This is a genomic window from Pseudofrankia asymbiotica (genome assembly GCF_001983105.1).
Lineage (GTDB): Bacteria > Actinomycetota > Actinomycetes > Frankiales > Frankiaceae > Pseudofrankia > Pseudofrankia asymbiotica.
Genome location: NZ_MOMC01000037.1, coordinates 18,789 through 39,047 on the forward strand (window position 1 = coordinate 18,789; position 20,259 = coordinate 39,047).

The 20,259-nt window shown below is 70.3% G+C and carries 19 protein-coding genes; 8 read left to right on the plus strand and 11 right to left on the minus strand.

The genetic code is table 11. The features are described from left to right. Positions 1-213: 213 nt before the first annotated feature. Positions 214-579, minus strand: a complete 366-nt coding sequence (locus BL253_RS18445; RefSeq protein WP_076818364.1) for a hypothetical protein — start codon at positions 577-579, stop codon at positions 214-216. 172 nt (positions 580-751) lie between these two features. Between BL253_RS18445 and BL253_RS18450 the strand changes: the two genes are divergently transcribed. Next, positions 752-1,612 (plus strand): hypothetical protein, encoded by an 861-nt coding sequence (locus BL253_RS18450; protein ID WP_076818365.1) that lies wholly within the window; start codon positions 752-754, stop codon positions 1,610-1,612. A 438-nt stretch (positions 1,613-2,050) separates the two neighbouring features. Here BL253_RS18450 and BL253_RS18455 read toward each other — a convergent pair whose 3' ends face one another. Beyond that, positions 2,051-2,956 (minus strand): Rieske (2Fe-2S) protein, encoded by a 906-nt coding sequence (locus tag BL253_RS18455; RefSeq protein WP_076818366.1) that lies wholly within the window; start codon positions 2,954-2,956, stop codon positions 2,051-2,053. Between the two features lie 229 nt (positions 2,957-3,185). Here BL253_RS18455 and BL253_RS18460 point away from each other — a divergent pair, with 229 nt between their 5' ends. Together BL253_RS18460 and BL253_RS18465 are read left to right on the plus strand one after the other, a co-directional pair. Further along, the gene (locus BL253_RS18460; RefSeq protein ID WP_076818367.1) at positions 3,186-4,871 is read left to right on the plus strand and encodes an alkaline phosphatase D family protein; all 1,686 of its coding nucleotides are present in this window, start codon (positions 3,186-3,188) and stop codon (positions 4,869-4,871) included. A gap of 170 nt (positions 4,872-5,041) precedes the next feature. After that, a complete protein-coding gene (locus BL253_RS18465; protein ID WP_076818453.1) occupies positions 5,042-5,335 on the plus strand; it encodes a hypothetical protein in 294 nt (97 codons plus the stop codon). 115 nt (positions 5,336-5,450) lie between these two features. On the opposite strand, the gene BL253_RS18470 is transcribed toward BL253_RS18465, so the two are convergent. The 5 genes from BL253_RS18470 to BL253_RS18490 all read right to left on the minus strand — a co-directional run bounded on the left by BL253_RS18470 (position 5,451) and on the right by BL253_RS18490 (position 10,575). Beyond that, the gene (locus BL253_RS18470; RefSeq protein WP_076818368.1) at positions 5,451-6,662 is read right to left on the minus strand and encodes a zinc-dependent alcohol dehydrogenase; all 1,212 of its coding nucleotides are present in this window, start codon (positions 6,660-6,662) and stop codon (positions 5,451-5,453) included. 331 nt (positions 6,663-6,993) lie between these two features. Beyond that, entirely contained in the window at positions 6,994-7,698 is a 705-nt protein-coding gene (locus BL253_RS18475; RefSeq protein ID WP_076818369.1) for a hypothetical protein, read from the minus strand. A 97-nt stretch (positions 7,699-7,795) separates the two neighbouring features. Then, positions 7,796-9,010, minus strand: coding sequence for a hypothetical protein (locus BL253_RS18480; protein ID WP_076818454.1), 1,215 nt, complete (start codon positions 9,008-9,010; stop codon positions 7,796-7,798). Between the two features lie 387 nt (positions 9,011-9,397). Next, complete coding sequence (locus BL253_RS18485) at positions 9,398-9,898, minus strand: hemerythrin domain-containing protein (RefSeq protein WP_076818370.1); 501 nt, start codon at positions 9,896-9,898, stop codon at positions 9,398-9,400. A 218-nt stretch (positions 9,899-10,116) separates the two neighbouring features. Continuing rightward, the gene (locus tag BL253_RS18490) at positions 10,117-10,575 is read right to left on the minus strand and encodes an SRPBCC family protein (protein ID WP_076818371.1); all 459 of its coding nucleotides are present in this window, start codon (positions 10,573-10,575) and stop codon (positions 10,117-10,119) included. 354 nt (positions 10,576-10,929) lie between these two features. Between BL253_RS18490 and BL253_RS18495 the strand changes: the two genes are divergently transcribed. Next, a complete protein-coding gene (locus BL253_RS18495; RefSeq protein WP_076818372.1) occupies positions 10,930-11,262 on the plus strand; it encodes a hypothetical protein in 333 nt (110 codons plus the stop codon). 252 nt (positions 11,263-11,514) lie between these two features. Here BL253_RS18495 and BL253_RS18500 read toward each other — a convergent pair whose 3' ends face one another. The 3 genes from BL253_RS18500 to BL253_RS18510 form a co-directional block, all read right to left on the minus strand. Then, positions 11,515-12,528, minus strand: coding sequence for an SDR family oxidoreductase (locus BL253_RS18500; RefSeq protein ID WP_241834913.1), 1,014 nt, complete (start codon positions 12,526-12,528; stop codon positions 11,515-11,517). A gap of 86 nt (positions 12,529-12,614) precedes the next feature. Beyond that, positions 12,615-13,025: a VOC family protein gene (locus tag BL253_RS18505; protein WP_076818374.1), complete on the minus strand. Its 411-nt coding sequence runs from the start codon at positions 13,023-13,025 to the stop codon at positions 12,615-12,617. Positions 13,026-13,232: 207 nt separating this feature from the next. Next, the gene (locus tag BL253_RS18510) at positions 13,233-14,513 is read right to left on the minus strand and encodes a hypothetical protein (RefSeq protein ID WP_081438455.1); all 1,281 of its coding nucleotides are present in this window, start codon (positions 14,511-14,513) and stop codon (positions 13,233-13,235) included. Between the two features lie 439 nt (positions 14,514-14,952). Between BL253_RS18510 and BL253_RS18520 the strand changes: the two genes are divergently transcribed. From BL253_RS18520 to BL253_RS18535, 4 genes are all read left to right on the plus strand, one after another. Then, complete coding sequence (locus BL253_RS18520) at positions 14,953-15,378, plus strand: Hsp20/alpha crystallin family protein (RefSeq protein WP_076818376.1); 426 nt, start codon at positions 14,953-14,955, stop codon at positions 15,376-15,378. Positions 15,379-15,460: 82 nt separating this feature from the next. Then, positions 15,461-15,811, plus strand: coding sequence for a MerR family transcriptional regulator (locus tag BL253_RS18525; RefSeq protein WP_076818377.1), 351 nt, complete (start codon positions 15,461-15,463; stop codon positions 15,809-15,811). Positions 15,812-15,899: 88 nt separating this feature from the next. Further along, positions 15,900-17,639, plus strand: coding sequence for a non-homologous end-joining DNA ligase LigD (locus tag BL253_RS18530; protein ID WP_076818378.1), 1,740 nt, complete (start codon positions 15,900-15,902; stop codon positions 17,637-17,639). 158 nt (positions 17,640-17,797) lie between these two features. Next, positions 17,798-18,973 carry a PP2C family protein-serine/threonine phosphatase gene (locus tag BL253_RS18535; RefSeq protein WP_076818379.1) on the plus strand — a complete coding sequence of 392 codons (1,176 nt, stop codon included), beginning with the start codon at positions 17,798-17,800 and terminating at the stop codon, positions 18,971-18,973. 83 nt (positions 18,974-19,056) lie between these two features. Here BL253_RS18535 and BL253_RS18540 read toward each other — a convergent pair whose 3' ends face one another. Next, positions 19,057-20,253: an ABC transporter ATP-binding protein gene (locus tag BL253_RS18540; protein ID WP_076818380.1), complete on the minus strand. Its 1,197-nt coding sequence runs from the start codon at positions 20,251-20,253 to the stop codon at positions 19,057-19,059. Positions 20,254-20,259 lie beyond the last annotated feature (6 nt).

The following is a 20,259-nucleotide window of genomic DNA, read 5'->3' on the forward strand; positions in this document are numbered from 1 at the left end:
CCAGTCTGACGCCAAGTCCGTCCCGTCGCCTGTCATGCCGCCCGCCCAGGGCTCGCGGGTAGGTCACCCGGGCGGGTCGACAGAGTCAGCGGGATCATCAGCGACACGGGCGGACCATAGCCCGGTCATAACTTCGAGGTCAATTTCGAGGTTGGCCCCGGGACGGGACCGGGTGGCGCCAACACAGCCGACCGGACGTCACATGCCCGGACGTCACATGCTTAGTTCACGTTCGATCGTCCTGAGGCCGTGGCGGGCCATGGCGAGGTTGGCCCGGGCGCGGTCCAGGGCGAGGTACAGGAACAGCCGGCTGCCGCCTCGGGTGAGCAGGCGGATGACGTGGTACTGCCGGTCCAGGGTGATGAGGATGTCCTCGATCCCCTCCCGGATGCCGAGCGCCTCCAGCGTCCTCGCCTTGGCGCGGACCACGTCGGTGTTGCCCGCGGCGGCGACCTCGAGGTTGAGCGCGCGGCCACCGCCGGCCGAGCCCAGCATCATTCCGCTCTCGTAGTCGACCAGCGCGGCTCCCAGCGCACCGTCGAGYGCCATCGCTTCCTTCAACGCGGTATCGATGTCCATACAGCCCTTCCCCGATTCAACGGACAAYTCACCATTGTGCCCGAGTTGATTTTCACTGCGACCGGGTCTACCACCGTTTGCGCGGACGTCGCACGGCCTGGTAGCACTTGGTCGCAACGCACCATATCCTTCCCCCTGTTCGCTGTCACTGGCATGAGGGGGGTGGAACGCGATGGGCGTGGGCACCGCCTCGGATGGTTATGTTCTTCTGGACGTATTGTCCCGGCTGGCCGAGGAACGTTTCTCCGGGACGCTGTGGACCGAAGGAGCGCTGGTTGGGGGAACGGTCGTCCTGAGTTCCGGCCTGCTGGTCGCCGCCGACACCCCGGTCGCCCCGGGCGTGGAGTTCCTGCTGCTGGCGTCAGGACGGATATCTCGCGAGGACTGGGGTGACGCCCTCGCCAGGGCCGCCCCTGAGGGCAGGCTGCGCGCCGAGCTGGTCGAACGCGGCCTGATCGGCGACGCGTCCGTGCAGGTGGTGACCCAGACGGCCGCGATGGACGCCCTGTTCGCACTGGCGCTCGCGGACGTGTTCGCGTGCGTGCCCAATCCGGGCGTCGCCGACCCGCTCATTCCGCTCGCCCCGGGGATGGATGTCGGCCGGGTGGTCCGGGAGACCCGGCGCCGGCTGGCGGTCGCGTCCGGGTGGCGTGGGCTGGGCCTGCACGCGCGAGCCCACCCGCGGACCACGGCGGCGGCCCCACCTATAGACGAGGGCCGCGCGGAGATCCTGGCACAGGTGAACGGCCGGCGGACGGTCAGCGACCTCGCCTTCCTGCTCGGGCGCGGCCTGTTCGCCGTGATGTTCGACATGGCGCTGCTCCACCGAGATGGGCAGATCGCCTTCGACCAGCCCCAGCCGGCCGTGTCGAGTGCCCTCTCCTGGCCCGGTCACCCCGACGACGGACCACCGCTGGTCGTCTCGAGGCTCCCGAACGGCGAGGCCGAAGACCTGGGCACGCCCGCGGACCCCGCCAATCCACCTACCCGCCGACGGCCGAAATCCCGCCGAGGAGCGCGCGGCTCCAGGTGACTAACCATCCACGACAAAGCCTGAACAGGCGTCCGGGATGGCTAGTGGATGACTAACGGAATGACTAAATTTTCCGCCCGTTGGTTCCGGGACCCCTGGTCCACATCTATGACCCCAGTTCCCGCGCCTCACGGGAAGTCGGAACTCCACGAACCGTGGGTAAAAGCGTGGGTAAACCACGGGTACAGACTGGCGCACCGCCACGGCGGCGCATCACAGGTCACGCGTCACGCCTTCATGCCGTCAGGCCGACCAGGCCGGACGTACGACCGAGGCAGGCCGGAGTAACAAACCCCCTGAGCCAGGCCGGTGGCATCCGGTCCGCACGAATCACCATTCAGTCCACCGGCTCGCGGAGCCCGCCGCGCCGGCCCTGGCCGCGGAGGCCGCCGCGCCGACCTGGCCGCGGAGCCCGCCGCGCCGGCCCGCGGCCGCGGATCACCGCCGGCCGGTCAGCACCCGGTCGGGCGCCGGGTCGACGGGGTTGGCTCGCAGCGCCCGGACCTCCGAGCGGCGCAGCTCGACCCGCCCCGCGTTCTCGCGGACCTCGTACACCGGCTGCGGGCGGGTCGCCGGGCCCCGGACGACCTCACCGGAGGCCAGCGCGAACCGGCTCGCGTGCCACGGGCACACCACGCAGTCCCCGTCGCGTTCGCCATCGGCCAGCGGGCCGCCCCGGTGGGTGCAGCGGTTACCAATCGCGACGATCTGACCGTCGACCCTGGTCAACAGCACCGACACCCCGTCGACGTCGACCTGCCGCAGGGCCGTGGTGACCTCGCTGGCCGCCAGCACGTCTGTCCAGTCGGTCGGGCCCCGCTGGAACGCGGTCGTGTCGACCCCCACCCCCAGCGCGTGGGCGAGGTGGCCTCCGAGCCATCCGCCGACGCCGAGAGCGGTCGCCCCCGCGAGACCGGCGACCAGCCCACTCGCGCCGTGCCGCCGCTGCCACCAGGACGTCGCGTAGCTCGCGATGCCGACGATGTTGGATGCCGCGTGCACGAGCCCGACCCGGCGCTCGGCGCCCTCGGTGTCGAGCCAGTCCGACCATCCGGCCGCCGCGGCGGGGGCGGCGGAGAGCAGCCCGAACCCGATGAGCCGCCGCGCGGCCGGGCGCAGGCCTGGATCACCGGTGAGGTCCAGCACGGTCGCGCTCAGCAGCGTCCCCGCCGGTACGAGAACGGCCGCGGGGTGCAGCGGATGCCCGAGCTGCCGGCCACTCAGGAGATCCCGCAACCGTTCCGAGCGCAGTGCCGCGGACCAGAGCGCGGCGGCGCGCCCAGCGACCGGGTCAAGTCCCCGCTCCTGCTCGACGCGCTCGAGTACCCGTTCGGACACGCGCATATCAACCTCTTCGTGAGATACCCGCTCCTGACCCAACGGCCATGGCCACTGGCGCCGCGCCGCGGCTCGATCGACCACCGGCGGATACCCGCGCTCGCGTCTCGTACACGGGCTCACGTCTCGCACGCGCCCAGATCTCGCACACGCTCACGCTCGCGTCTCGCACACGCGCTCAGATCTCCGAACGAACGGATCGCACAGATCCGGCTTCGTCTAGTCTGCTGGACTTGTGACCCCTGATGGCGCCGCCGAACGCCCACGCCCCGATCGGCGCTCTCTCCTGCTTGGCGGCCTGGGCCTCGGAGGCGCGGCGCTGGCGGCGGTGGGCCTCGCCGCCTGCGGCGGCTCCGATGACGCCTCGCCGCCCGCGCCCGCGACCCTGCGCGCGCCCACTCCCATTGCCGGAGTGACGGACGGGGTCTTCGGCCTCGGGGTGGCGAGCGGTGATCCGCTGCCCGACGGCGTGATCCTCTGGACCCGCCTCGCGCCGAAACCCACCGAGGGTGGCGGGATGCCGGCCCGCGACATCCCCGTCGACTGGCAGGTCGCCACCGACACGGACTTCCGCTCGGTGGTGCGGGCCGGGACTGAGACCGCGCGCGCGGCGCTCGCGCATTCGGTCCACGTCGACGTCCGCGGCCTCGAGCCGGGGCGGGACTACTACTACCGGTTCCGTGCCGGCTCGGTGCTGAGCCCGATCGGCCGCACCCGGACGGCGGCGGCGCCGGGCGCCGGCCCGGAGGCGGCAGGCGGATCGCTGGCGTTCGCCCTCGTGTCCTGCCAGGACTTCCAGAACGGCTACTGGCCGGCGTTCGACGCGATCGCCGCGGACCGGCCGGACCTCGTCGTACACGTCGGCGACTACATCTACGAGTACGACCCGGACAGCAAGTTCCCGGACCGGCGGCACACCACCCCGCGGACTCCCGGCCTCGACCAGCTCCAGACCCTGGCCGACTACCGCAATCGCTACGGTCAGTACAAGACGGACCCGGCGCTGCAGGCCGCCCACCTGGCCGCGCCCTGGATCGTCACCTGGGACGACCACGAGGTCGAGAACAACTACGCGAACCTCACCGACGAGATCGGCGACACCGGGGCACGCCACCAGGACCCCGCGGCGTTCGCCCGCCAGCGCGCCGCCGCCTACCAGGCGTACTACGAGCACATGCCGATCCGCGCCAGGCTGAACCCGGGCTCCCCCGATTTCCAGATCTACCGTCGGCTCGCGTTCGGCAGCCTGGCGACGCTCAACGTCATGGACACCCGGCAGTACCGCACGCCCGCGCCGGGCAGTGATCCGAGTGCCATCGGCGCCGCCGCCCTGGGCGGCGCCAACACGGGTGGCACGATGGCCGGCGCCGAGCAGGAGCGGTGGCTGCGGACGGGGCTGGACGCCTCCCGCACCCGGTGGAACCTGATAGCGCAGCAGACGATGATGGCGCAGCTCGACGGCCAGCTGCCGGGCGGGGACGGGCAGACGCTGACGAACCTCGACCAGAACGACGGCTACCGCCCCTACCGGCGCCGCGTGCTGACCGGCGTGCGCGACAGCAAGGCCCGCAACCCGGTGGTGCTGTCCGGGGACCTGCACTGCGCGTGGGTGAACGACCTGCGGGTCGACTTCGACCAACCGGAGACGCCGGTCGTCGCCACCGAGTTCGTCTGCACCTCCATCAGCTCGGCGTTCTTCCTCATCAGCGATGACTTCGTCCGTGACAACAACGCCCGATTCAACCCGCATGTCCGGTACTTCCGCGGCGACCGCCGCGGCTATACCCGCATCCGCGTGACACCCGCGGAATGCCGCGCCGACCTGCGGGTCGTCGCCGACATCTCCCGCCGCGACTCCCCGGTCACCACCGACGCGACCTGGGTCATCGAGGATGGCCGCCCCGGCGCCCAACCAGCCTGACCGTCGCAGGGCAGGATTACCTCTGGCGGTCTCCACACTCGCCCTCTCGCGGGAGTGCGACCCCCGCGCCCTGGGAACGACGATCGCGGGGCGCGCGCCGCGTCCCCGCCCGCCCGGCTACCGGCCGGCCCGGGCCAGGACGACCGGAGGTGCGCGAGATGGTCAGGGCGATGAACGAAGGCGACACCGCGGCGGTGGCCGACGAGCACCCGGCGAGGCCGGATGCCAGCCTGGCCGGACAGTTCGCGGCTCGGCCGGAGGCGACCCAGGGGGCCAGAGCGCATCCGCATCACCGGGGAAACGCGGGCTCGTGGGCCGCTGTCACGATGATCATAATCGGGTTCGCGCTCGGCGCGTTCGCGCTGCCGACGCACTCGATCGTCCTGTGGATCGCGACGGGCGCCGCCCTGGTCGTCGGTGGCATCCTGGCGCTCTGCTTTCGGATCATGGACCAGGTGCACTGACGCTTCTGCCAGGAAAGGGGCGCGCCGCGTCGGCGCGCCCCTTTCCTGGCCGGCGGCTCGGAGCGGAAACGAAGGAGCAAGACAGTCGTTTCTGGACGACCTTTGACACGCCTGCCTACGGCTTGAGGACGACCTTGACGCAGTCGTCCTGCTTCTTCTGGAAGATCTCATAGCCGTGCGGCGCCTCGGCGAGCGGGAGCCGGTGCGTCGCGAAATCCTCCACGCCCAACAGGTCGGCGTCGGCCAGCAGCGGCAGTATCTCGCCGGTCCACCGGCGCACGTGCGCCTGGCCCATCCGCAGCTGCACCCCCTTGTCGAACAGATCCATCATGGGCATCGGGTCGACCTCGCCGCCGTACACACCGGACAACGACACCGTCCCGCCGCGGCRCACGGCCCGGATCGCGGTGTGCAGAGCGGTCATCCGGTCGACGCCGAACCGCTCCGTCAGCGGCCGGGCCAGGACGTCCGGCAGCCGGCCGATCGCGGCCTGGGCGGCCTTCCCCAGCGGCGCGCCATGCGCCTCCATACCAACGGCGTCCACCACGGCATCCGGCCCCCGCCCGCCCGTGAGCTCGATCAGACGGTCGGCCACGTCGTCCGGCTCACGGAGGTCGAGCACCTCGGCCCCGTGCCGGGCCGCCAACTCGAGCCGGGCTGGCACCCGGTCCACCCCGATGACCCGGACGTCCCGCGGGGCGCTGGCCCGGGCTCCGCCGACCCCCACGTGCCGGGCCACTCGAACACACATCTGGCCGACCGGGCCGAGCCCGAGCACGGCCAGCGTCCCACCGTCCGGGACATCCGCGTAGGCGACGGCCTGCCACGCGGTCGGCAGAATGTCAGACAGGTAGAGAAACCGCTCGTCCGGCGGCCCTTCCGGGACCTTCAACGGCCCGAACTGGGCCTGCGGAACGCGCAGGTACTCGGCCTGCCCGCCCGGCACCGCGCCGTACAGGGCGGTATAGCCAAGCAGCGCGGCGCCCTTGCCGGTCTCCCGCATCTGGGTGGTCTCGCACTGCGCATACAGCTTCCGGTCGCACATCCAGCAGCTGCCGCAGGAAATGGTGAAGGGCACCACGACCCGGTCACCGGCCCGCAGGCCCGTCACCTCCGCCCCGACCTCCTCGACCACACCCATCGGCTCGTGACCGAGGATGTCCCCCGGCCGCAGAAACATCCCGAGCACCTCATAGAGATGCAGGTCAGAGCCGCAGATCGCGGTGGACGTCACCCGGATGACCGCATCCGTCGGTTCTGCCACCCGGGGGTCGGGCACCTCCTCCACCCGCACGTCCCGCCTGCCCTGCCARGTCAACGCCTTCATCACCCACCGCCTTTCCGATCATCGCGGCGCCGATCGCGGACGCGGGCATACACGACGCGGGCATACACACGGTGCCGCCGCGGCGGCCTCCGTCGCCTCGCTCCCGTCCGGCCGGCCCTCTTCACGCCGTGGCTACCCGGTCACCTGGCCGCCACTCCCGCGAGATGTCGGACGCGAGCCATGTCCGTCGCTCTCCCCGCGCCCATCGCGGCTGCATCACGCGCGCCATGCCTCCGCCACACTCATGCCGCGGGAGGGGCCCTGGCCCGCGGGCCAGGGTCCCTCCCGGAAGGTGATTCGGACGCGGCCTACCAGCGGCCCTCGGGCGTCGTCATGCCGGAGAGGCTCCAAAAGCGGTCCGGACCTTGTCGGTCGCCCGTTCGGCGGCCTGTGCCACCTTCCGGATGAACGGGTGCTTGGCCTGGGTGACGGTGGTCCGTGTCAGCGTCTGCGTCKCCCAGTCGACATGCTCGCGCGCGCTCGGGGTGAGCGCGGCGACGGCGTCATTCATCGCCGTGCGGGCTGGGCTGTCGTCCGCCTCGCCCGYCAGCCGCTCCAGCAGACGGACATTGTCGACGCACAGGTGCGCGGCACACAGGTATGCCTGCAGGCCGGCCTGCTCGAAGGTCATCGGGTCGGCGGACCCGCTCAGCAGCAGCGCCTCGATCGCCTTGCCGTCGAGTCCTTCGACAGCCCGGCCGGCGGGGCTGGCGTACTGCTGGCTGCCGCCCAGGCTCGTGACCAGCTTCTCCCAGACTCCAACAGCCTGGAACGTCTCTCCCTCGAGCTCCGCGTAGCGTCCGCGCAGGGCCGGGTTGTCGGTGCGGGCGTGCAGGGTGCGCAGCAGGTTGGCGCCCATCCGCTCGTGGGCCAGGAACGCGGACAGCTGGTCGGCCAGGAACGGTCCGTTCAGACCGCTGCCGGCGGCGAAGTCCGCATAGGTGTCTTCGGTGACCTCCCGTTCCTCGACGACGGTGACCATGGGTCCCGGCTTGATGATGGCTCCGGTATCGGGCCGTACGGCTGTGGTCGGCATTCTTGATCAGTCCCCTCAGGGCGCCGGGCGCGCGGACACCCGCCCTCTGGCGGAAACGCCTGGCGGCAGTGGTGCGCGACACCCGGCGCGGCGGCGGTCAGCGGGAGCGGGCAAGGGCGTCGGCGCGCAGCCGCTCGACCGGATGCGGGCCTTCCGTCTCGACCCGGTAGTCGGTCCCGAAGCCAGCGCGGTGCTCGTCGATGACCCGCTCGCTGGGCACGCCGCCCGCGTTGACCGTGGCGAGGCGCTCCTGGAACCGCTTATGCGAGTCCATCACGTAGCCCGTGCCCAGACTGGTGAGGTCGATCTGGGTGGCCAGCACGTCTCGGACGTATGTCTTGTTCGGTTCGAACAGGACCGGCTCGGGCAGCTCCAGCGGCAGCACCTCGGCCGGGTCTCGCCCGTCATAGCGCTTCATCAGCTCGCAGGCGGCCCGCAGCTGCTCGATCTCCATCGCCAGGTGCAGGTCCCACAGGTCACGGATACGCCGGTGGGTCTCCTGAGCGGCGAAGGAGTAGTACATATAGCACTCGTTGTACTCGTGCAGGGCGAGCTGCTCGAACCAGCTCTCGGCCGGGTCCAGCATCGACTCGTACTGGGTGACGTGCTCTTCCTCGACCATGCCGATCTCGGCGTAGAGGCTACGGGCCAGCGGCTCCATGTACCGGTTGCCGACTGTCATGTAGAAGTTCATCGTTTGCTGCTCGGCCGCCGTGATCGTCAACGCGTGCAGCCGGCTACGCGGATCCGCCGTGTGCTTGTCGTAATGCTTACGGATGTTGTCTCGCGGGTCACGATGTTCATTCGCGGTCGGCCGACCCGGCATCACCTCGGTGAGCCGTCCCACCACGGCCTCCGCCTGCTTCCCCTCCAGCAGTTCGTAGAGGTTGGCATACCGGTAGAGATGGTCGAAATCCTCGAGGAGGCCAAAGTCGTAAGTCTGCTTCAGGTACGGATCCGGCTCGCTGCGGGCCAGCCACGCGGTCAGGTCCACGGCCTCCTGCTCGTAGCCGAGTGTTACCTCCAGCGTGGTCTCCTCGCCCGGTATCAGCCAGTTCACCACCTTCTGCTGCTGCTGCTCGATCGCCCGGATCTCGGCGAGTGYCGCCTTCACCTCGGGAACGTCGGTATGCCGGTTGAACTGGTGACCGAAGAACACCGACTCGACCTCGATGCCGTTCATGGCGATCACCCGGCATCGGGTGTACGGGTCGACGTCGTTCTTGTCATACGGCTCGACATTAAGCTCGGACCAGTTACGCACCTGCTCGTCGAGCGGTATTCCCTTCTCCTGCAACGGGTTGAAGCCCATCGGGTCCCTCCAGATGATGGTGGACGCCGGCGTGGAGTCATCGCCTCGGCCACAGCGGTGGCCATCGGGTTYCCCCTCCATCCGGATCCGTTCGCCCCGTGCCCCGGGAAGCGCGGGCCAACCATCGGACGCGACGGGTCGGGTCCCCGTGCGCGGCGACCATCCCGGAGATTTCCGCATCTCCTCCGAATAAATGGCACGATATTTCACGAAATAGGTAGCACGAGATTAGGCCCACAGCGCGGCCGGCGGCTCGTGCGAGAACCGCATGAGCCACYGGCCGCTCGATGCGACGATCGGACGCCACCCGCCTCACCGGCCCCTGGGCAGGGACGAGCCACCCACTGGTGGTCTCCGGACGGGCTGCCACCGACGACGCCRCGCCGGCTACTTGACGACGGCGTCAATGGTCTTCTTGATCGCGCTCGGCTGGGCCGGGCTGTGCGGAGCCTTCTCCTTCGCCTCCAGCAGGCGCTCGCCGATCTCGGTCAGCTGCTTACGGCMGAGCCCCTCACGAACCTTCGGGAACCATTCCTCTTCTTCTTCCTCGATGTGGTGGGTCACGTTCTCGATGAGGACGGTCGTCTTTGCGTCGAATCGTTCCGCGTCAGGAGCGAGGGCGGCGAGCTCCATAACGAGCAGGTCAGCGACGTGGTGCTCCTCGTATGACTCGAGGATGTCGTCCTTCAGGTCGGGCAGGAGGCTCCGCACCTCCGGGTACATGACCTCGTTCTCGATATAGGTGTGCACGGTGAGCAGCTCGATGATCTTCTTGACCAGCTTGCCCTTCGTAGCGGTGGCACTCTCCCCCGCCTGCTGGAACTGCTTGAAGGCTGCCTTGATCTCCTTGTGGTCGGCCTTCAGGAGCACGATCGCGTCGGTCGACATTGAACCTCCTCCGAGGTCTGGATGGAGCGGGCGCCGGCTGTAGCGCGTCTCCCCCGCCACCTCACCTTCAAACCGGTGCGCGGGCAGCAGGACCGCGAGAGCCACAATCCTCATCCGACGCGAGCCAAAGGCCAAGACGCAACGGGACGCCGGCCAGGCTCGCCGGCGTCCCGCGCGGTATGAAGGCTCCCGTCGGGAGCGGATTTCAGAGCAGATTGTCAGGGTCGGTCGACCTGGCCCCGCCAGGCCCCGGTCTCGCTTCCACGGCTCTCGATGAACGCCTTGAACCGCTTCAGGTCGGCCTTGACCTGCCGGTCGCCCAAACCGACCGCCGAACCGACCTTCTCAGCGACGCCCTCGGGCTGCCAGTCCAGCTGGACCGTCACCCGGGTCTCGTCGGAGTTGAGGCGGTGGAAGGTCACCACGCCGGCGTGGGTGGGACCGTCGGTGCTCTTCCAGGCGACCCGCTCGTCCGGCAGCTGCTCGGTGATGGCGGCGTCGAACTCACGGTCCTGACCACCCACTTTGACGTGCCAGTGCGTGTGGGTTTCGTCGATCTGCTCGATGGACTCCACCCCGTTCATGAAGTGCGGAAACGACTCGAACTGGGTCCACTGGTTGTAGGCGGTGCGGACCGGCACGGCGACGTCRATCGACTCCGCGACTGTGGTGGCCATCAGGTAGCTCCTCCTGTCGTCCTGTCGCTGCTGTGGACCACCACCCCCTCCCCCACTCCGCCATCGACAACACCACCCACCGTCGATCGATCCGTCAGACCCTCCTTTGGGGTGAGGCGGCTCGTCACCCCAGGCTCGTCACCCCAAAGGAAGGCCCCGCTCGCCGCATTCACGGCCAGGTGTATTTGAACCACTCCTGGGGAAGGGCAGTAGATCAGAAGCCGTCGCGGACGCGCCGACGGCGGTCAGGAAAAGGGAGCGAGGGAAGCGAGCCAGGTGGCGTCGACGTTGCCGGCGGGCGCGATCAAGGGGCGTCAAGGGCGATCTTCACACGGTTAAGGAGGCATGACACCAATGGCGAAGTCGACCGCATCGACGGTCATGGACAAGGCCACAGCGGCTACCGCTCCGGTGATCCACAAGGCAGATGAACTTACCGCCCCGGTGCGACACAAGACCGTGGAGGTGGCGACGCCGGCTCTCCACAAGGCGGCCGAGGTCACGGCACCCGCCCGGCAGAAGGCATCTCATCTGACCAGCGGGCTGGAGGAACGCGTCGGCGGGGCGGCCGGCGCCGTCAAGGACGCCGCCGGGCGGCGGTCGTCGATCATCGCGGTCGCGATCGCGATCCCGGTCGCGGCGCTCGCCGCGGTGCTCGCGGTCATTCTGAGGAAGCGGGGGGACTGACACCCGGGCCGGCGTTCAGGTCCACCTGAAACCCGTGATCGCCCGGAGCTGCCATTGGCCGCTCCGGGCGATCGGCGTCTGGCGTCCGTCCCGTGCGTTCCGTCCCGTGCATGACGACGACGATCGTGGGTACCCGGGCGGCCTGGAGACCGAATCGCCTCAGAACGGCCGTCCCCCGCATACCAAGCCCGCTCCACCGACAGCGTCGGCGACGCGTCCTGACCGAGGCGGCGCTCGGCGCCGGGCTGGAGGTCACCGTCGCCGCGGATCGCGCGGTGTGTGCAGGCGACCGACCGCGGCCGCGACCAGCTCCACCGGCCGGCGACCGGTACCCACCAGCGAAGTGAGCCGGCTGTGGCGCACAACCCGACCGCCGTAGTCGCCGTGGACCCTCCCGGGACCGGGCTCGGGCCGGTCGACGATGTCGCCGCCGTCGTCCGGCCGGTTCTCGCGTAGCGCCTCCACGCCCACCGTACGCAGAGAAAGCAGAGCGTCCGTCAACGCGGGCGACACGCGAGCGGCGATCGAGGCCGCCACCGCGCTGCCCGTGACGAGGACCTCGCGGCTGGGACGGACGGCCACCCGCAGGATCGCGTCCGCGACGATCTCCGGTGCGTAGACCGGCGGTGGCGGCTTGGGGCGCCCCCCGATCCGGCTACGGGCATGCGCGAAGAACGGCGTGTCGATCGACGGTGGCAACACGGTGGTCACCGCGATCGGTGCGCCCTCCTGCGCCAGCTCGACCCGCAGGCTGTCGTAGAAGCCCCGCAGGCCCCACTTGCTCGCGGCGTAGGCGCTGTGCAACGGCATGGCGCGGATGCCCTCCACCGACGAGACGCCGACGAGGACGCCCCCGCCGGCCCGCCGCAACGCCGGCAGCGCCGCCCTTGCCCCGTGGATCTGACCGAGCAGGTTGATCCGCAGCACCCGGTCGAACTCGGCGTCGGTGATGTCCTCGGTCCGCGCCCACACGCTCACGGCCGCGGCGTTGACCCAGGTGTCGATCCGGCCGAATCGCCCCTCGGCGACGGCCGCGAGCGCACGCACGGAATCGGGGTCGGCGACGTCGGTGGTGACGGCGATCGCGCGGCCGGGCCCGCTCCGCATGGTGATCTCGGCGACCAGGTCGTCCAGCGCCTCGGTCCCCCGGGCCGCGCAGACGACGCGCGCACCGCCGCGCGCGAAGGCGAGCGCGCAGGCGCGGCCGATGCCGCTGGAGGCTCCGACCACGACCACGACCTGGTCGTGCAGCGGTCTTGTCCGCACGCTCACCCTCCCAACAGACACCCTCCGCCGCGCCTACCCACAGCCACAGAGGCCCAACCTCACCGTCACCAGGCGGGCGGGCGGATTCATCGAGCGGCGTGGCAGCAGACCTCCAGTTCCATCCCGTCCGGGTCGCGGAAGAACAGCGACCACTCGGATCCGAGCTGCTGGATCTCCCCGATGTCGGCCCCCAGCTCACGCAGCCGGTCGCGGGTGGCCTCGAGGGTCTCCAGCGAGTCGACCGCCAGGCCGAAATGGTCGATCGGGCCCCGCCCGCCCTGGCGGTGCCTGTCCCCGATGATGTCCTCGGCCGACGTCTCGAAGACGTTCAGCGCGGCACCCCCGCCGAGGTCGAGGATCACCATGCGCGGATGGTCCTCCCTCGCCGCCATCTCGAACGTCACCTTGGCGTCGAACGCGTCCGCGTAGAACTTGACGATCTTGTCCATGTCGGCGGTGAGTGTGGCGATGTGGTTGAACCCGACTGTGGTCGGCACCTGCGTCCTCGATTCGGTCTAGACCGGCCTCGATATCGTCCGCCGGACCCGCATCGGTCCCCGGCGCGCTCGAGCTGACCCGGGATATGACGCTAGAACCTCAACTCACCTTCAGGTCAACTCGTCGCCCCCGTCAGCGGGTCAGTGTAAGAGGGCCGCCTGGGCGGCCGACGCTTCTTATCGGGCGCGGGACGTGTCGTCGTGACGTCAGGCGAGAGTGGACCCGGTGACCGAGGGGCTGCCCGAGCCGAGGAAGAAGATGCCCCGGTAGCCCTGAGTCTCGAAGCCCGCGCTCGGGTTGTTCCGCAGCGTCGAATCCCTGATCGCGAGAGTTCCGGTGCGGTCGTTGCTGACGAAGAAGACCGCCCCGCCGCCCTCGGCCGCGCGGTTGTTCTCGACGACGCTGCCCGCGATCAGGACGTGGAACAGGTTGCCGTCGGTGTRGATCGCGCCGCCGCTGCCCCCGCCCGGGGTGCCGCCGCGAGCCGGGTTCGCGCCGTTCCCGATCGCCTCGTTGTCCCGGAACACGCTGTTCAGGACGGTCCAGGAGACGCCGATGCTGCTCAGCGCGCCCCCGTTGGAGCAGGACCCGCCGGCGAAGGTGCTGGCGACCACGTGGACCGGGCGGTCCTGGAACTGGTCGAGCACGCGGACCGCCGCCCCGCCGAGGTCGGGGCCCGTCGGGTCGCACCGGTTGTTGACGAACTCCGAACGCACAATCCTGAACTGCCCACCGCGAACGAAGATCGCCCCGCCGCCTCCGCCCTCCGCCAGGTCGCCGGTCGAGGTCCCGTCGACGAACCTCAGGTTCTGCACGGTCAGGCTTGGCTGTTCCTGGTCATTGCAGTGCGAGGTGGTCCACCCCTGGGCCTGGTCGCATGTGTTCATGTAGAGAATGCGGTGCCGGCCGGCGCCGCTCAGGGTGACCAGTCCTCCGCCGTCGATGACGACACGCGGGCTGGCCGCGTTCACCACCTTGGCGGTCGCGGTCATGGTGATGGTGACCGGCGCGGGACCGCAGGCGAAGGTGATGACTCCTCCGGCGGCGACCGCCGCCACCACCGCGTCGGAGGTGCAGCTGGCCTGCGTCCCGTTGCCGATGACCCGGGTCGGGTGGGAGGTGTCGACGGCGGCCGCCTCGGCCGGGACGGCTGCCGTCCCGGCCGGATTTCCGGCGGTGAGGTCACCGGCGGCGGAGCTCCCGGCCGGCGGCTCGCCGGGACCCTGGCCGCCCACCGGGGCGGACGTCGGCGGCGGCGACGCCACCTGACTCGGTGACGAGACCGGCGAGGGGCTCGGCGACGCGAGTTGTGCCGCCAGGCCGGTCGGCCCGGCCGTCGGGCCAGCCGTCGCGCCGGCGGAGGAGATGACCGCCGGACCTGGGCCGACGCCCCCCGAGCCACAGGCACTGGCGCCGATGGCCAGGAAGCAGACCAGAGCGACGACCGGCCTGACGGGCTTCCGCGACCTGTCCGCCTTCGTTCGCATGCCGCGCACGCTAGCCCCACGAACGGGACCTATCGAAGCCCGCTTCGGCCAACAGTTGCCCTAGCCCAGATCTTCACCCCTTGATCAGGTGTGCTCCACCGCCATCGCTGGCACTTGAAATCTGCGCCGAGCGATGCATAATTTGTGGCACGGACGGGGTAGATACCCAGTCGGGACCAGATGCCAGTCGGGACCAGATGACGGAAGGGGGTGACGACGATGGCGGCGCTCCTACCGACAGCGCGAGGCGGCGGCTGGCGCCCGCCATGCGCGAGGGCACTGCGCACCCTCGGAAGGCGGGCGCGGCACCGACCGAGGGCCCGGCGCACGACGCGGCCGTGACGTCCGTCCGGTCGCTTCCCCGATGCCTGCCGCGACGCGGCGGCCTCATCAAGATCAAAGAGACGATTTTCGTCATGCTGTGGGAGGTTTTGTAGCGATGCTGCTGCGGTTCGATCCGTTCCATGACTTCGACCGTCTGGCGAGCGAGGCGTTCGGAGCCGCCCGGACACCGCGGATGATGCCGATGGACTGCTACCGGTCCGGCGACGCGTATCTCCTGCACTTCGACCTGCCGGGGGTCGACCCGGAGTCGGTGGACGTCACCGMGGAGAACGGCACCCTGACCGTGCGCGCGGCACGAACGCGGTTCGCTCCCGAGAACGCCCAGTACCTGATCTCGGAACGAGGCACGGGCATCTACAGCCGGCAGATCATCCTCGGCGACGGGCTCAACGTGGAGAACATCGCCGCGCACTACCGCGATGGAGTGCTGACAGTGATGATCCCCGTCGCCGAACACGCCAAGCCCCGGCGCATCGAGGTCGGCCGCGAAACGACTGACCACAAGGTTCTCAACCCGTGACGGCCAGTCCCGGGCAGGCGGCGTGACGATCCGCGGCCGGTGGGCTGTCGCCCACCGGCCGCGTTCGTGGGAGGGGTGGCGTATGACCAGGCACGGCAGAATCGACGACACCGGCTACCCGGCCTACAGCATGGGCGCGGCCGCGGACCTGATCGGTGTCGAACCCACATTCCTACGGGCGCTCGGGCAGGAAGGCCTGCTGACTCCGCACCGCTCCGACGGCGGGCATCGACGCTATTCCCGCGCTGACCTCGATCTGGCCGTCCGCGCCCGCGAGATCGTCGACGAGGGCCTCACGGTCGGGGCCGCCTGCAGGATCGTTCTCCTCGAGTACCAGCTCGCCCAGACCCGTGCCGAACTCGCCGCCCTGCGACACCGCGGTGAGCGCCCCGGGCGCGCGGCACCACCGCGTCCCGCCTCCGACCAGGGCTAACCGACGTACCCCTTTCCACGACCTTCCGCGTGCCGAGGAGCTGACGCCGCTGGCGGGGAAGGAACGGTGGCGAGGGAGGAGGCGGCGCATGCCCAGAAAAAAGGCGTCGCCCGAGCCGTCCAAGGGCTCGGGCGACGGTGACCCACTCACGCCGTACCGGCGCAAGCGCGACTTCGGGCTGACGTCCGAACCGGGCGGCGCGGCGCCGCCGACGCCGTCCTCGGCTGGCGGAGGCGGGGCGCGCCGGTTCGTCGTGCAGCGGCACCGGGCCCGGCGGCCGCACTACGACCTCCGGTTCGAGATCGACGGTGTACTGGTGAGCTGGGCCGTGCCGAAGGGGCCGACGCTCGATCCGGCGGTGCGGCGGATGGCGGTGCACGTCGAGGACCACCCGATCGAGTACCTGGAGTTCGAAGGCGTCATCCCGGCAGGTCAGTACGGCGGCGGCGACGTGATCGTCTGGGACATCGGCACCTGGGAGCCGCATCGCACCGACGACCCGGCCGCCGCCGTCGCCGCCGGGGAGCTGCACGCCGATGTCTTCGGCCAGAAGCTGCGCGGCCGGCTGGTACTGGTGCGGCGGGGGCCGGCGGCCGACAAGGAGCAGTGGCTGCTGCTGCACAAGCGGGACGACCACGCCGTTCCCGGCTGGGACCCGGAGGAGCATGACCGGTCGGTTCTCAGCGGCCGGACCAACGACGAGGTTCGAGCCGACCCGGAGCGGCTGTGGCACTCCGACCTCCCCGCCACCGAGGCGTCCGTGCTCGTCAGGCAGCCGGCCACGGCCGAGTCGCCGGCCGCCGAGTCGCCGGAGGCCGGATCGCCGGAGGCCGGATCGGTGGCCGCCGACGCTGACGTGGCCGGCCCGACCGAGGATGAACTCGCGGCGTTGGACGCGCTCGGCTCCGGCGGGTCCTGGCAGGTCTTCGGCCAGCGGCTGCGGCTGACCAACCTCGACAAGGTGCTGTTCCCGGCGCGCGACGAGGAGGCCCGCGACGCCGGCGAAGAACCAGTCACCAAACGGGACCTGGTCCGCTATGCCGCGCGGATCGCACCGGTGATCCTGCCCTACCTGGCCGGCCGGCCGCTCAACATGAATCGGTTCCCGAACGGCGCCACGACGAAGGGTTTCTGGCACAAGGAGCTGCCGAGCCACGCGCCGGACTGGCTGACCCGTTGGACCGACCCTGAGGCCGAGGATGACAAGGCCCGGACCTACCTGGTCGCTGACCACCCGGCGGCGCTGGTGTGGCTGGCGAACTTCGGCGCGCTGGAATGGCACGCCTGGACGTCGCGCACGGACGACGTGCACCGGCCGACCTACGCGCTCATCGACATCGACCCRGGCACCGCCACCACCTGGGACGAGGTCCTCACGCTGGCCCGGCTCCACCGGACCGCGCTGGACCATCTCGGGCTGCGCGCCCAGCCGAAGCTGACCGGTCGGCGCGGTCTCCAGATCTGGATCCCGGTCGCGCCGGAGTACACCTTCGACGACACGCGACGCTGGGTGGAAGGCCTGTCCCGGGCGATCGGCACCGTCGTGCCGGACCTGGTCAGCTGGGAGTGGGAGCTGCGCGACCGGCACGGCGCCGCCCGGCTCGACTACACCCAGAACGCGATCAACAAGACCCTGGTGGCGCCCTACAGCCCGCGCGCGGCCGCCGGGGCGCCGGTGTCCGCTCCGATCGGCTGGGACGAGCTCGACGACGTGACACCGCGGCCCGACGGCGTCAGCATCCGGTCGGTGTTCGACCGACTCGCCCAGCAGGGCGACCCGTTCCGCGCGCTGCTCGGCGTCAACCAGACCCTTCCAGCGCTCACCTGAGACCTGGCCGCGCCGCGACCAGCCTCGGTCGGCCTCAGRCCGCCGGGTGTGGGGCAGGGTTCCTGAAGCAGCCGTCGGGTAGGTGCGGAAGGTACCGGGACAGTTCCCTCTCCTGTGGCAGGTGGCATCCCATCGTCTCCCTCGCCGACACGGGTCAGATGCTTGGCGCGCTCGCGGAGCAAGGCCGTCATGCGACGTTCGAGCAGCTTCCCGGCCTGATCGCCGAGCACGCCGCGGCCGCCGGTCTTGGCCAGGTCCGGATTTATCTGGCGGATCTGCGAGGCGAGGTGCTGCGGGAGATAACGGGCCAGGGGCTCGATGGTGCCGCTGGTGGCGAGCAGCTACAGGTGGACGGCACCCTGCCTGGCCGGGCCTTCCGGGAGATCCGCACGCTCACCGCGGTGGACCCCGCGGACGGAGGACCGCCGCGCCACTGGTTGCCGGTGTTGGACGGGACCGAACGGCTGGGACTGCTRAGCGTCGAGACCACCCACCTGGACCAGGACATGGAGACGGCGTTCCGACAGCTCGCCGCCGTCATCGGCCTGCTGCTCGTGAGCAAGCGTGCTGTGAGCGACTCCTATGCCCGGCTGATCCGGAGCCATCCGATGACCGTCGCGGCGGAGATGCAGTGGCACCTCATGCCACCGCCCACGTTCGCCAACAACCAGGTGACGATCGGCGCGGCGGTGGAACCCGCGTACGAGATCAGCGGCGACGCCTTTGACTACGCGCTGGCCGGCCACACCGTGCGCCTGGGCATCTTCGACGCGATGGGGCACGACGCCGCCGCCGGGCTCTGCGCGAACCTGGCTGTCGCCGCCTGCCGCGCCCACCGCCGCCAGGGCGCCGACCTCGCCGAGACCGCGCGGCAGATCGAACGCAGCCTCCTCGACCAGTTCGGTTCCACCCGCTACGCCACCGCGATCCTCGCCGATCTGGACAGCGACACCGGCCAGCTCCGCTGGACCAGTCACGGCCACTACCCACCCGTCATCATCCGCGACCGCCGATGGATCGCCCACCTGGCCTGCGAGCCCGCTCATCCGTTGGGTACCGACCTCGGCCTGCCCACCACCATCTGCGAGGAACAGCTCCAACCCGGCGACCGACTGCTCCTCTACACCGACGGGATCCTCGAGGCCCGCGACGCTCGCGGCGACCAGTTCGGCATAAACCGGCTGGTCCAGTTCCTCATCCGTCACCAGGCCGACGGAGAGCACCTTCAGGAGACCCTGCGGCACCTCATGCGCACACTCCATGACTTCCACCATGGCCCGCTGCAGGACGACGCCACCGTGCTCATCCTCGAATGGCCCGGACCCGTCAGCTGACCCGGGAGACGCCCCGCGACGACGGTCCCGGTGCGACGGCGCGTCGAAGCCCTGGGACCGCGCGCGCGGTCCCAGGGCTTCGATCAGGCGGTGGCCGGGGCGTCCAGGTTGTGGCCGGTGTCGGGGTCGAACAGGTGGAGCTGGTCGGTGTCCAGCCAGAGCTCTGCCGTCTCGCCCTCGCGGATCCGGCTGGCCGCGTCGAGCCGGGCGACGACCTGTTCCACCCCGCTGGACAGGTCGATGGTGCCGGCGTCGTGGGCCAGCTCGTCGAGGTCGGCGATCTGGGCCCGACCGCCGGTCACCTTGAAGTACGCGAAGCTGTCCGAGCCGAGCCCCTCCAGCACGTCCACCGTGACGGTGAACCGCAGTCCGGCGCGGTTGCTCACCTGCTCCAGCGCGGCGTCCTCGAAGTGCTCGGGCCGCGCTCCGACGATCAGCGACCGGCTGCCGTCCCCGCCTCCGTTCCAGCTTTCCAGCAGCCGCCGCTGCCGGTCGTTCGGGGCGATGTTCCCGAACGGGGTGCGCAGCTCGCCCTCCTCGACGGTCGCCGGCACGAAGTTCATCGCCGGTGAGCCGATGAAGCCGGCCACGAAGATGGTCGCCGGCCGGCTGTACAGCTCGGTCGGCGTGCCGAACTGCTGGATCCGCCCGGACCGCATCACCGCCACCCGGTCGCCGAGCGTCATCGCCTCCGTCTGGTCGTGGGTGACGTACACCGTGGTCGTGCCGAGCCGGTTCTGGAGCCGGGACACCTCGGTGCGCATCTGCACCCGCAGCTTGGCGTCCAGGTTGGACAGGGGCTCGTCCATCAGGAAGGCCTTCGGTGAGCGGACGATCGCCCGGCCCATCGCGACCCGCTGCCGCTGGCCGCCGGACAGCTGGGCCGGCTTGCGGTCCAGGTGCTCGGTGAGGTCGAGCACCCGGGCCGCCTCCTCGACCATCCGGTCGATCTCCTCCTTCGGCCGCTTCGCCAGCGCCAGCGCGAAACCCATGTTCTTCCGCACGGTCATGTGCGGGTACAACGCGTAGCTCTGGAAGACCATGGCGATGTCGCGGTCCTTCGGCGCCAGGTCGTTGACCACCTTGTCGCCGATCCGCAGCTGGCCGGAAGTGATGTCCTCCAACCCGGCGATCATGTTGAGAGTGGTCGACTTCCCGCAGCCGGAYGGGCCGACCAGGATGACGAACTCGCCGTCGGCGATGGAGAGGCTCGCGTCGTCCACGGCGAGCTGGCCGTCCGGGTACCGCTTGGTGACGTGGTCGAGAACGATGTCCGCCATGGCCGG

What these genes read in the sequence shown, in the direction of transcription:
- BL253_RS18450 (WP_076818365.1), top strand. Translation starts at nt 752, where the DNA reads ATGGGCGTGGGCACCGCCTCGGATGGTTATGTTCTTCTGGACGTATTG.
- BL253_RS18455 (WP_076818366.1), bottom strand. Translation starts at nt 2,956, where the DNA reads ATGCGCGTGTCCGAACGGGTACTCGAGCGCGTCGAGCAGGAGCGGGGA.
- BL253_RS18465 (WP_076818453.1), top strand. Translation starts at nt 5,042, where the DNA reads ATGAACGAAGGCGACACCGCGGCGGTGGCCGACGAGCACCCGGCGAGG.
- BL253_RS18495 (WP_076818372.1), top strand. Translation starts at nt 10,930, where the DNA reads ATGGCGAAGTCGACCGCATCGACGGTCATGGACAAGGCCACAGCGGCT.
- BL253_RS18525 (WP_076818377.1), top strand. Translation starts at nt 15,461, where the DNA reads ATGACCAGGCACGGCAGAATCGACGACACCGGCTACCCGGCCTACAGC.